Here is a 12,204-nt window from a genome sequence, read left to right as displayed (position 1 = left end):
ACTCAATGATCTGACTTAAGATCTTGATCCGATGATCAATAACTTGGTTATCCACTGATCTTGTGAGATCTAATATATAGATCTAATAAGAAAGATCTTTAAAGATCTATATATATTTATTTAGATCCAAAGGGATTTTTTTAATGATCATTTGATCCTTCTCCCCAACACAAAATAGAGTTAGAATGCGCGGCTGTTTGTTAGATCTATGCTGCTTTATTGAGGATTTATGAATTACCACGAGTATTTTGATGTGATCGTTGTCGGTGGTGGCCATGCTGGCACCGAAGCCGCTGCAGCGGCAGCTCGAATGGGACAAAATACCCTATTACTGACACATAACGTTGATACCCTTGGCCAAATGTCATGTAATCCAGCAATTGGTGGGATCGGTAAAGGGCACTTAGTCAAAGAGATCGACGCGCTAGGCGGGATCATGGCTCAAGCAACGGATCTTGCTGGTATACAGTTTAGAACCTTGAATTCAAGTAAAGGACCCGCAGTTCGCGCTACCCGAGCACAAGCAGATCGGGCCTTGTACAAAGCGGCGGTGAGAAGCAAATTAGAGAATCAAGCAAACTTAAAGATCTTCCAACAAGCCTGTGATGATCTGATCGTAGAAAACGATCGCGTTGTCGGCGTCGTGACCCAGATGGGCCTAAAGATCAAAGCGAAATCTGTGGTATTAACCGTAGGCACTTTCCTTAACGGATTGATCCACATAGGTTTAGCAAATCACAGCGGGGGACGCGCAGGTGATCCTCCTTCCATTTCATTGGCTCATCGTTTACGCGAGTTACCACTGCGCATTGATCGCTTAAAAACCGGCACGCCACCACGGATTGATGCCAGAAGCGTTGATTTCTCAGCATTACAGGTTCAAGCCGGTGATAATCCAACACCCGTATTCTCGTTTTTAGGATCGCGCCAAGATCATCCTACGCAGATCCCTTGCTATATCACGCACACCAACGATCGAACTCATGAAGTGATCCGCAATAATTTGGATCGCAGCCCAATGTATTCTGGTGTGATTGAAGGTGTTGGGCCTCGCTATTGTCCTTCGATTGAAGATAAGGTGATGCGGTTTGCTGATAAATCATCTCATCAGATCTTCATTGAGCCTGAAGGTTTAACCACGCACGAGTTATACCCTAACGGGATCTCCACTAGCCTACCGTTTGACGTTCAAGTTGATATCGTGCGCTCGATGAAGGGCTTTGAAAATGCGCATATCACGCGCCCTGGTTATGCCATTGAGTATGACTACTTTGATCCACGAGATTTAAAACAAACCTTTGAAAACAAATTTATTCAAGGTTTGTTCTTTGCTGGCCAGATTAACGGCACAACAGGTTACGAAGAAGCCGGTGCCCAAGGTTTGATCGCAGGTATGAATGCGGCACTGTTTGCACAAGACAAAGCCGGTTGGAGCCCAGAACGCGATCAAGCTTACATTGGTGTATTAATTGATGATCTTTCAACCTTAGGCACTAAAGAACCATACCGGATGTTTACCAGTCGTGCGGAATACCGCTTGTTACTACGCGAAGACAATGCGGATATTCGTTTAACCTCGAAAGGACGTGAATTAGGCCTAGTGGATGATGTTCGCTGGCAGGCGTTCAATGAAAAGCTCGAGCTGATTGAAACCGAACGTCAACGTCTACGATCTACTTGGGCCCATACGGGGTCTAACTACCTAGAACAACTGAATGCCAAGTTGAAAAATCCACTGACTCGTGAGCATTCGTTAGAAGAATTGTTACGTCGTCCTGAGCTTAGCTATGACTCTTTGATGGAAATTGAAGCCTTAGGACCAAGACTTGAGCACGTTCAAGCGGCGGAGCAAGTTGAGATCCAAATTAAATATCAGGGTTACATTGAGCGTCAGCAAGAAGAAATTAACCGTCAAAAACGCAATGAGCATACCTTGATCCCTGCCGATTTTGATTACGCTAATATTTCTGGCCTCTCCAACGAGGTGAAAGCGAAATTAGCCGATGCAAAACCTGAAACCGTCGGAAAAGCGTCTCGTATTTCAGGTATTACGCCTGCGGCGGTGTCGATTTTGCTAATTCATTTGAAAAAAATGGGTTTGCTTCGCAAAGTTAGCTAAGAAGGGTAACGCGTGTTAGAACAAAAACTGGACGCTTTGATAAAAAAGACTGATTTATCGGTGTCCGATCAACAAAAATCACAGTTGATTGGCTTGGTCAACTTGCTGCATAAGTGGAACAAGGCGTACAATCTGACTTCAGTGCGTAACCCTGAAGATATGTTAGTAAAACATATTCTCGATAGCATCGTTGTGAGTCCGTATTTACAAGGACAACGTTTTATTGATGTGGGAACTGGACCTGGTTTGCCAGGCTTGCCTTTAGCCATCATGAACCCTGACAAGGAGTTTGTGCTGTTAGATAGCTTAGGTAAGCGAATTCGGTTTATCCGTCAGGTTTTACTCGAACTGGGGATCAAAAATGTCACCCCAGTGCAAAGTCGAGTAGAAGAATATCAAGATGAGATTGGATTTGATGGGGTGTTAAGTCGTGCGTTCGCATCTCTACACGACATGCTAAATTGGTGTCCCCATTTACCTTCACAGCAAGGCGTTTTTATCGCATTAAAGGGGATATTACCCGAAGATGAAATCGCTAGCTTACCATCCAGTTTTGAATTAGTGGCTACGCACAAATTAACGGTTCCAGAGTTAGAAGGCCAACGCCATCTGGTTTTGATTAAAAAAGTGTAACGCCTGCTACGGCAAGGTGTTCTATAGGGAACATCGTGGGAAAAATAATAGCGATAGCCAACCAAAAAGGCGGTGTAGGTAAAACCACTACGTGTGTAAACCTGGCCGCATCCATGGCTGCAACCAAACGTAAAATCTTAGTTATTGATCTCGATCCTCAAGGTAATGCCACCATGGGCAGCGGTGTTGATAAATACAATGTCGATGCCACGGCTTATGATGTTCTGATTGATGAGATGCCGGTATCGCAAGCGGTCGTGAAAGAAACCACGGGTGGCTATCATCTGATTGCCGCTAACGGTGATGTCACGGCGGCAGAAATTAGACTAATGGATTGTTTCGCAAGAGAAACGAGGCTTCGAAGCATGTTAGAAGCTGAAGCGCATCTGTACGATTACATTTTTATCGATTGCCCGCCATCATTAAACATGCTGACGGTGAACGCGCTGTCTGCCGCTGACTCTGTATTGGTGCCGATGCAGTGTGAATATTATGCCCTTGAAGGTTTAACGGCCTTGGTTGATACCATCAGTAAGCTTGCTGCGGTGATTAACGCTGGCTTGAAGATCGAAGGGATCTTGCGCACCATGTACGATCCGCGTAATCGTTTATCTGCCGACGTGTCGGATCAGTTAAAACAGCATTTTGGTGAGAAAGTGTATCGCACCGTGATCCCACGTAATGTCAGATTAGCTGAAGCGCCGAGTTTTGGTGCTCCCGCCATGTATTATGATAAGGGGTCAAACGGCGCCAAAGCCTATTTAGCCCTTGCTGGTGAAATGTTACGCCGCGAAGAGCAACAACAAACTCAACCTGCACACGCATAGAGACTGGATATGAATCTGCCAAGAAAAAGAGGCCTAGGTAAAGGCTTAGATGCGCTGTTGGGAACCAGTGCTGCAGCACGTCAAGCCCAAGTGGAAGCGGATATCAGCCGTGAAAACGCCCAACATCGTGCGACAGAATTAAAAGGTGATTTGCAAGAGTTAAGTGTGAAAGCGCTGCGCTCAGGTAAATATCAGCCACGTAAGGACATGTCGCCCGACGCGTTGGAAGAGTTAGCTAACTCAATCCGTGTTCAAGGGATCATTCAACCTATTGTGGTTCGGGAAATTGGCGAGCAAGATTATGAAATCATTGCGGGTGAACGCCGTTGGCGAGCGGCTAAGCAAGTGGGTTTAGATACCGTTCCTTGCGTTGTGAAGGATGTTTCCGATGAGGCCACGGTGGCCATCGCGTTGATTGAAAATATCCAGCGTGAAGATCTCAATGCGATGGAAGAAGCGGTAGCACTGCAACGCCTGATGCAAGAATTTCAACTCACCCACCAAGAAGTGGCTAGAGCGGTTGGTAAATCGCGTACCTCTGTAACAAACTTACTTCGCCTTAACAGTTTGAATGAAGATGTAAAAACCTTGTTAGAGCACGGTGATTTAGACATGGGGCATGCGCGTGCTCTACTGGCTGTTTCGGGCGAGCTGCAGTCTGAATTGGCAAAACAGGTTGTTGCAAAAGAGTTGACGGTTCGTGATACCGAAAAGTTAATCAAGCAACAGTCGGCTTCTAACTCGGAAAAACCGAAGAAAGAAGCGGATCCAACCCTAATTTCTATAGAATCAAAGCTTTCTGACTTTTTAGGTTCGCAAGTGTCTATAAAACAAGGAAAAAAAGGCTCTGGTAAATTGGTGATCGATTATCAATCTGGGGCTGAGCTCGACGATATTTTAAGCAAATTTATGCCTTAACACGACCTAATGTCGTGTAAAACGGGGCTTTTACAAAGCAATCCCCTTTTTGTGATGTCCCGTTACTTTCTTTTCCCGCAAAACCCTTGTAATCAATGCTTTCCCGAGTTGCATTGTGCCGCTTTCCAAGTATAATTTGTGGCGTTTTTTGTACAGTTGAATAAATTCATTATCCTAGTGTTAATAATTCATTCACAAACAATAAACTAAGCTGGGAGAACTAAGTGTCTGGAAAGTTGGTAGCTCATGGCCGCAAGGCCGCGCTGAAGCATATTGGCTTTCAGGCATTGTTGGTGTTAGCGGTAACACTTATCTGTGGCGTAGTATGGAACCTTCATGCGGCTTGGTCTGCATTGGTCGGTGGCGCCATTTACATAGTTCCTAACCTGATTTTTGTTTGGCTCGCTTTTGCCTTTGCTGGCGCAAGACAATCAAAAAGTGTGGTAATGAGCTTGTACCTAGGAGAAGTGGTAAAGCTAGTTCTAACAATTGTGATGCTAGCCATCGCATTAGCATGGATGAAGTTAGATATCTTGTCGCTTTATTTGGCTTTTGCTGTGGCCCTAGTAGCGCAATGGAGTATTCCTTTCTTTTTTAACAATAACAGCGGGATGAAAAATGGCTGCTCAAGGTGAAGAACTAACCGTACAAGGTTATATTCAACATCACCTGACTAATGCGACTATGTGTACTACCGAAAACGGTATTTCATTTAATTACGCATGTCAGGATGCTGGATTCTGGACTTGGCACATTGACTCTCTCCTGTTTGCAGTAGGCTTAGGTGTTCTGTTCTTGTGGGCTTTCTACAAGGTCGGACAAAAAGCAACAGCGGGTGTCCCTGGTAAATTTCAATGTTTCGTTGAAATACTGGTGGAGTTCGTTGACGGTGTGGTAAGGGATTCGTTCCATGGCCGCAATGCGTTAATCGCTCCTTTAGGTCTCACTATTTTCGTCTGGGTCTTCCTGATGAACTTAATGGACTTAGTCCCTGTTGACTTTGTACCTCATGCTGCCGTTCTAATGGGTATTCCTTACCTTAAAATTGTACCAACAACCGACCTTAACATGACGCTTGGCTTGTCCTTGAGCGTTTTTGCGTTGATTGTTTACTACAGCATTAAGGTGAAGGGCGTGTCTGGCTTTGTTAAAGAGCTAACACTGCAACCCTTTAATCACTGGGCACTGATTCCTGTTAACTTTGTATTGGAAACAGTAACCTTGATTGCGAAGCCTATTTCACTAGCGCTTCGTTTGTTCGGTAACCTGTATGCAGGTGAGTTGATATTTATACTTATCGCTGCACTACTACCTTGGTGGGCTCAATGGTCTATGTCATTGCCATGGGCAATCTTCCACATTTTAGTAATTGTGCTACAGGCGTTTATTTTCATGATGCTGACGATTGTATATCTCAGTATGGCGCATGAAGATCACTAGATTTTTTTAAATATTTTTACAAAAAAGTTTTATTCAAACGGAGAAAAAAATGGAAACTGTAATCGGCTTTACTGCTATCGCTGTTGCAATCATGATTGGTCTGGCTGCACTAGGTACTGCAATCGGCTTCGCAATCCTAGGTGGTAAGTTCCTAGAAGCTTCTGCTCGTCAACCTGAGCTAGCGCCTGCACTACAAACTAAAATGTTCATCGTAGCTGGTCTACTTGATGCGATCTCTATGATTGCTGTGGGTGTTGCACTATTCTTCGTATTCGCAAACCCATTCCTAGGTCAACTTGGCTAATATTAGTTTCCTTAATTAAGGAGGTGTGTCGTTATGAGTATTAACGCTACCCTACTAGGCCAAGCGATCTCGTTCGCACTATTTGTATGGTTCTGCATGAAGTTCGTGTGGCCACCATTAATGAAGGCGATCGAAGAGCGTCAGAAGAAAATTGCTGATGGTCTAGCCGACGCGAGTCGTGCAGAAAAAGCCCTTGATCTTGCGCAAGCTAAAGCTGGTGACCAGCTTAAACAAGCGAAAGAGCAAGCAGCAGAAATTATTGATGCAGCGAACAAGCGTAAAAATCAAATTGTCGATGAAGCGAAACAAGAAGCAGAAGCTGAGCGTGCGAAAATTATCGCCCAAGGCCAAGCGGAAGTTGAAGCAGAGCGCAACCGAGCTAAAGAAGAACTTCGTAAACAACTTGCGATTCTTGCTGTTGCTGGTGCGGAGAAAATCATCGAGCGTTCTGTTGATGAAGCGGCGAATGCCGATATCGTTGACAAACTTGTAGCTGAACTTTAAGGGAGTGGGGCTTTATGTCTGAATTGACAACCATTGCTCGCCCCTATGCTAAAGCAGCTTTCGATTTTGCCGTTGAAAAAGGTAACACCGAAGCTTGGGCTGAGATGCTATTTTTTGCTGCCGAGGTAGCAAACAATGACAGTATCGCTCAGCTGCTACATGGTGATAGAGCCGGCGCTGAATTGACCGAGATATTTGTCAGTATCTGTGAAGGTCAACTTGACGAGAATGGCCTGAATCTGATCAAGGTGATGGCCGAAAATGGACGCTTGAGTGTTTTACCTTTAGTTAATGAGTTGTTCTTAGCTTATGTAGCTGACTACAACCAAGAAATTGAAGCCAATGTGGTTTCTTCTGTTGAGTTAACTAAAGACCAAGAAGCCAAAATCAGTGCTTCTTTGGAAAAACGTCTCGCACGCAAAGTGAAGCTGAATTGTAGTGTCGACAAGTCACTCATAGGTGGTGTTGTCATCACTGCTGGCGACTTGGTTATTGATGGTTCTGTTCGCGGCAAACTAGACCGCTTAGCAGACTCACTGCAATCCTAACGGGGAATGAGCATGCAACTGAATTCCACAGAAATCAGTGATCTGATCAAACAGCGTATTGAAAATTTCAACGTTGTTAGTGAAGCTCGAAACGAAGGTACAATCGTCTCTGTAAGTGACGGTATTCTTCGTATTAATGGCCTTGCTGACTGTATGCAAGGTGAAATGATTGAACTGCCAAACGGCAACTATGCCATCGCGTTAAACTTAGAACGTGATTCAGTAGGTGCGGTTGTAATGGGTCCTTATCAGGATCTAGCAGAAGGTCAAAAAGTTAAATCTACTGGTCGTATCCTTGAGGTACCAGTAGGTAAAGGTCTACTGGGTCGTGTTGTTAACACCCTAGGCCAGCCTATCGATGGTAAAGGCCCAATCGAAAACGATGGCTTTGCTCCAATCGAAGTGATTGCACCAGGCGTTATCGACCGTAAATCGGTTGACCAACCTGTACAAACCGGTATGAAAGCAATCGACGCCATGATCCCTGTTGGTCGTGGTCAGCGTGAGCTTATCATCGGTGACCGTCAAACTGGTAAAACGGCGATCGCGATTGACTCGATCATCAACCAGAAAGACTCTGGCATCTTCTCTATCTACGTTGCTATCGGCCAAAAAGCCTCAACTATTGCTAACGTAGTACGTAAACTAGAAGAGCACGGCGCGCTAGAAAATACTATCGTAGTGGTTGCATCTGCTTCTGAAGCAGCAGCGCTACAATACCTAGCGCCTTACTCTGGTTGTACCATGGGTGAGTACTTCCGTGACCGTGGTGAAGATGCGCTAATCGTATATGATGATTTGTCTAAGCAAGCAGTTGCTTATCGTCAAATCTCACTTCTGCTAAAACGTCCACCAGGTCGTGAAGCATACCCAGGTGACGTATTCTACCTTCACTCTCGTCTACTAGAGCGTGCTGCTCGTGTTAACGAAAACTACGTAGAAAAATTCACTAATGGTGAAGTAAAAGGTAAAACCGGTTCTTTAACTGCACTACCTATTATCGAAACCCAAGCGGGTGACGTATCAGCATTCGTACCAACTAACGTAATCTCGATTACCGATGGTCAAATCTTCTTAACGACTGAACTGTTTAACAACGGTATCCGTCCAGCGGTTGATCCTGGTATCTCGGTATCTCGTGTAGGTGGTTCGGCGCAAACTAAACTAGTTAAAAAGCTATCTGGCGGTATCCGTACAGCACTAGCTCAATACCGTGAACTAGCAGCGTTTGCTCAATTTGCATCAGACCTTGATGAAGCAACGCGTAAGCAGCTAGACCATGGTCAAAAAGTAACCGAGCTAATGAAGCAAAACCAATACGCGCCTATGTCTATCGTAGAGCAAGCATTGGCACTATTTGCTGCTGAGAAAGGTTTCTTACGCGATGTTGAGCTGAACAAGGTGTTGGATTTTGAAGCAGCACTGCTTTCGTACGCTAAAAACGAGCACGGCGATTTCATTGCAGCTCTTAATGAATCAGGTGATTACAGTGGTGAAATTGAAGCTAAGCTAACAAGCATTTTAGAAAGCTTCAAATCAACTCAAACCTGGTAAAAGCTGAACTGCATAGCAGTCAGTATTTAATCATATAGGAGTTACAAAATGGCCGGCGCTAAAGAAATACGTAACAAGATCGCGAGTATTAAAAACACTCAAAAGATCACTGGCGCCATGGAGATGGTTGCAGCATCTAAGATGCGACGTGCGCAAGATCGTATGTCAAGCAGCCGTCCCTATGCCGAAACAATGCGCAAGGTGATCGGTCACATCGCACTTGGTAAGTTGGAATACCAACACCCTTATCTAGAAGAAAGGGAAGCTAAGCGCGTTGGCTACATTATCATTTCAACCGATCGTGGTTTGTGTGGTGGCTTGAATATTAACTTATTCAAACAAGCCATCCACGGCATGAAGGATTGGAGCGAGAAAAATGTTGAGGTTGATATTGCTGTTATTGGTAATAAAGCCACCGCATTTTTCAATAGCCATGGCGGTAATGTAGTAGCACAAGCAGGCGGGTTAGGTGATAGCCCATCGGTAAATGATCTCATCGGTTCGGTTCAAGTGATGTTGAATGCGTACGATGAGGGCAAGCTCGATCGCCTGTTCGTGGTTTACAACAAGTTTGTAAATACCATGGTGCAAAAACCAACAATCGATCAGTTACTACCTTTGCCAAAAGCTGAAAGTGATGAAGAGCTAAGCAAACACAGTTGGGATTACATCTACGAGCCAGCACCTAAGTCTATTTTAGACACGTTGCTGAATCGTTTTGTTGAGTCTCAGGTTTATCAGGGTGTGGTTGAAAACCTCGCTTGTGAACAAGCTGCCCGTATGGTTGCAATGAAAGCGGCAACCGATAACGCAGGTAACCTGATCGACGATCTACAACTAGTTGCTAACAAAGCTCGTCAAGCAGCCATTACTCAGGAACTATCTGAGATTTGTGGCGGCGCTGCAGCGGTTTAAGCAAGGTTTAATGAAGGTTTTAGAGGAATTGACATGAGTACTGGTAAAATCGTCCAGATTATCGGTGCCGTTGTGGACATCGAGTTTCCACAAGATAGCGTACCAAAAGTGTACGACGCACTGAAAGTCACAAGCGAAAGTCAAAACCAAGGCCTTGTGATGGAAGTACAACAGCAAATTGGTGGCGGCGTTGTTCGTGCCATTGCTATGGGTGCTTCTGAAGGTCTAAAACGTGGTCTAGAAGTTGTTAATACAGAAGCGCCAATCGCGGTTCCTGTTGGTACAGCTACACTAGGTCGCATCATGAACGTACTAGGTGAGCCAATTGATGAAGCTGGCCCTATTGCGACTGAAGAAAAATACGAAATTCACCGTGCAGCGCCTTCTTATGAAGAGCAATCAAGCAGCACTGAACTACTTGAAGTAGGCATCAAGGTTATCGACCTGATTTGTCCATTCGCTAAAGGTGGTAAAGTTGGTCTGTTTGGTGGTGCGGGTGTTGGTAAGACCGTTAACATGATGGAACTTATCAACAACATCGCTAAAGAGCACTCTGGTCTTTCTGTTTTCGCAGGTGTTGGTGAGCGTACTCGTGAGGGTAACGACTTCTACTACGAGATGGAAGAATCTGGCGTACTAGATAAAGTAGCCATGGTTTACGGTCAGATGAACGAGCCACCAGGTAACCGTTTACGTGTTGCACTTACTGGTCTAACAATGGCTGAGAAGTTCCGTGACGAAGGTCGTGACGTACTACTTTTCGTAGATAACATCTACCGTTATACCCTAGCGGGTACTGAGGTATCGGCGCTACTAGGTCGTATGCCATCTGCGGTAGGTTACCAGCCAACTCTTGCTGAAGAGATGGGTGTACTACAAGAGCGTATTACTTCAACTAAGACGGGTTCGATCACGTCTATCCAAGCGGTATACGTACCTGCGGATGACTTAACGGATCCATCTCCAGCAACAACATTTGCTCACTTAGATGCAACCGTTGTATTGTCTCGTAACATCGCATCGCTAGGTCTATACCCAGCAATCGACCCACTAGACTCTACTTCTCGCCAGCTAGACCCACTCGTTGTTGGTCAAGAGCATTATGAAGTTGCTCGTGGCGTGCAAGGTATCTTACAGCGCTACAAAGAGCTTAAAGACATCATTGCTATTCTAGGTATGGATGAGCTATCTGAAGAAGATAAGCTAATCGTTGCTCGTGCACGTAAGATCGAGAAGTTCTTAACGCAAGAGTATCACGTAGCAGAAGTATTTACGGGCAACCCAGGTTGTTACGTACCGCTTAAAGAAACACTACGTGGCTTTAAAGGTCTACTAGCTGGTGATTATGATGATGTACCAGAGCAAGCATTCCTTTACGCAAGCGACATCGATTCTGTGCTGGAAAAAGCGAAGAACCTGTAATTAGCAGGAGAGTGTTATGAGTAATCAAATGACCACGCATCTGGATGTCGTTAGCGCTGAAAAACAAATTTTCAGCGGTCGCGTAGAATCTATCCAGGTTTCGGGTGCGGAAGGTGAACTAGGTATCTTACCTGGCCACACACCTCTACTGACTCCGATCAAACCGGGTATGGTGCGTCTGGTTAAACAACACGGTCACGAAGAAGTGTTTTACGTTTCTGGTGGTATCCTAGAGGTACAACCTGGCGGCGTAACCGTTCTCGCTGACACAGCTATCCGAGGTGAAGACCTGGATCAAGCTAAAGCAGAAGAAGCGAAGCGTGCTGCGGAAAGTAAAATTAGCTCATCACATGGTGATGTTGATTTTGCTCGTGCTTCAGCCGAGCTACAAAAAGCGATTGCTAAGCTTCGTGTTATTGAACTAACCAAAGGCGTTAGACGTAAATAACAAGCTTACTTTAGAGTAAAAAAGGCGACCTCAGGGTCGCCTTTTTTTATGCATAGCAAACGACACATAAGAGGTTCCCTAATAAAAGCGAACGAGATGTCGCTATTGGTCGTTTAAAATGATGCAAAATCGCTCATTTTGAGGGAGTTTTGTTCGAATAGCGTCAAAGTGTGAAAAACTTCAAAAAAAGCCTTGCGCCGAAAACGAATCTCCCTATAATGCGCATCCACTGACACGGCACAGCGGCTCTTACGGAGCAAGGCTTGAAGCCTAATCAGGTGGTTAAAAGCTTCGGTTTCTAACCAGAAAGAAAAATCGAAAATTTCTTCAAATTAACGATTGACTTTCAAAGCGGCTAGCGTAGAATGCGCAGCCCTGACGAGGTGAAGCGAAAGCCACCGAGTCACTGTTCTTTAACAATCTAATCATGCAATCTGTGTGAATGCTCATGTTGAAAGCCACGGCTAACAACGCAATGGTAACGAATCGCCAAAACGATTTATTTATCAATGTTTCTGAGTGTTTACACAAACATATAGTTTGATTTCACTTTTTAAAAGTGGAGACAAACA

The 12,204-nt window shown here is 44.8% G+C and carries 13 protein-coding genes; all 13 read left to right on the top strand.

Features of this window, described 5'->3' with window-relative positions; genetic code table 11:
* The first annotated feature begins 229 nt into the window (after positions 1–229).
* The 13 genes from mnmG to K6Y21_RS16165 all read left to right on the top strand — a co-directional run bounded on the left by mnmG (position 230) and on the right by K6Y21_RS16165 (position 11,632).
* The gene (gene mnmG / locus K6Y21_RS16225; protein ID WP_233072937.1) at positions 230–2,119 is read left to right on the top strand and encodes a tRNA uridine-5-carboxymethylaminomethyl(34) synthesis enzyme MnmG; all 1,890 of its coding nucleotides are present in this window, start codon (positions 230–232) and stop codon (positions 2,117–2,119) included.
* A gap of 12 nt (positions 2,120–2,131) precedes the next feature.
* The gene (rsmG, locus tag K6Y21_RS16220; RefSeq protein WP_233072936.1) at positions 2,132–2,752 is read left to right on the top strand and encodes a 16S rRNA (guanine(527)-N(7))-methyltransferase RsmG; all 621 of its coding nucleotides are present in this window, start codon (positions 2,132–2,134) and stop codon (positions 2,750–2,752) included.
* A 35-nt stretch (positions 2,753–2,787) separates the two neighbouring features.
* Positions 2,788–3,579 (top strand): ParA family protein, encoded by a 792-nt coding sequence (locus K6Y21_RS16215; protein WP_233072935.1) that lies wholly within the window; start codon positions 2,788–2,790, stop codon positions 3,577–3,579.
* A 9-nt stretch (positions 3,580–3,588) separates the two neighbouring features.
* Positions 3,589–4,497: a ParB/RepB/Spo0J family partition protein gene (locus tag K6Y21_RS16210; RefSeq protein ID WP_233072934.1), complete on the top strand. Its 909-nt coding sequence runs from the start codon at positions 3,589–3,591 to the stop codon at positions 4,495–4,497.
* A gap of 224 nt (positions 4,498–4,721) precedes the next feature.
* Complete coding sequence (locus K6Y21_RS16205) at positions 4,722–5,132, top strand: ATP synthase subunit I (protein ID WP_233072933.1); 411 nt, start codon at positions 4,722–4,724, stop codon at positions 5,130–5,132.
* Complete coding sequence (gene atpB, locus K6Y21_RS16200) at positions 5,116–5,937, top strand: F0F1 ATP synthase subunit A (protein WP_233072932.1); 822 nt, start codon at positions 5,116–5,118, stop codon at positions 5,935–5,937. The genes K6Y21_RS16205 and atpB overlap by 17 nt, the downstream gene beginning before the upstream one ends.
* Positions 5,938–5,986: 49 nt before the next feature.
* The gene (atpE, locus tag K6Y21_RS16195) at positions 5,987–6,241 is read left to right on the top strand and encodes a F0F1 ATP synthase subunit C (RefSeq protein WP_119912280.1); all 255 of its coding nucleotides are present in this window, start codon (positions 5,987–5,989) and stop codon (positions 6,239–6,241) included.
* A 33-nt stretch (positions 6,242–6,274) separates the two neighbouring features.
* Complete coding sequence (gene atpF, locus K6Y21_RS16190; RefSeq protein ID WP_233072931.1) at positions 6,275–6,745, top strand: F0F1 ATP synthase subunit B; 471 nt, start codon at positions 6,275–6,277, stop codon at positions 6,743–6,745.
* 14 nt (positions 6,746–6,759) lie between these two features.
* On the top strand, positions 6,760–7,293 hold the full coding sequence (gene atpH / locus K6Y21_RS16185; protein ID WP_233072930.1) for a F0F1 ATP synthase subunit delta: 534 nt from the start codon (positions 6,760–6,762) through the stop codon (positions 7,291–7,293).
* A 12-nt stretch (positions 7,294–7,305) separates the two neighbouring features.
* Positions 7,306–8,847: a F0F1 ATP synthase subunit alpha gene (gene atpA, locus K6Y21_RS16180; protein ID WP_233072929.1), complete on the top strand. Its 1,542-nt coding sequence runs from the start codon at positions 7,306–7,308 to the stop codon at positions 8,845–8,847.
* Positions 8,848–8,895: 48 nt separating this feature from the next.
* Positions 8,896–9,762 carry a F0F1 ATP synthase subunit gamma gene (atpG, locus tag K6Y21_RS16175; protein WP_233072928.1) on the top strand — a complete coding sequence of 289 codons (867 nt, stop codon included), beginning with the start codon at positions 8,896–8,898 and terminating at the stop codon, positions 9,760–9,762.
* Positions 9,763–9,795: 33 nt separating this feature from the next.
* Positions 9,796–11,184, top strand: coding sequence for a F0F1 ATP synthase subunit beta (gene atpD, locus K6Y21_RS16170; RefSeq protein ID WP_233072927.1), 1,389 nt, complete (start codon positions 9,796–9,798; stop codon positions 11,182–11,184).
* A 16-nt stretch (positions 11,185–11,200) separates the two neighbouring features.
* Positions 11,201–11,632: a F0F1 ATP synthase subunit epsilon gene (locus K6Y21_RS16165; protein WP_233072926.1), complete on the top strand. Its 432-nt coding sequence runs from the start codon at positions 11,201–11,203 to the stop codon at positions 11,630–11,632.
* Positions 11,633–12,204: the final 572 nt, after the last annotated feature.

This window comes from Motilimonas eburnea, assembly GCF_021295345.1.
GTDB classification, from domain to species: Bacteria; Pseudomonadota; Gammaproteobacteria; order Enterobacterales; family CBDFNC01; genus Motilimonas; species Motilimonas eburnea.
This window is presented reverse-complemented; position numbering and strand designations above follow the sequence as displayed.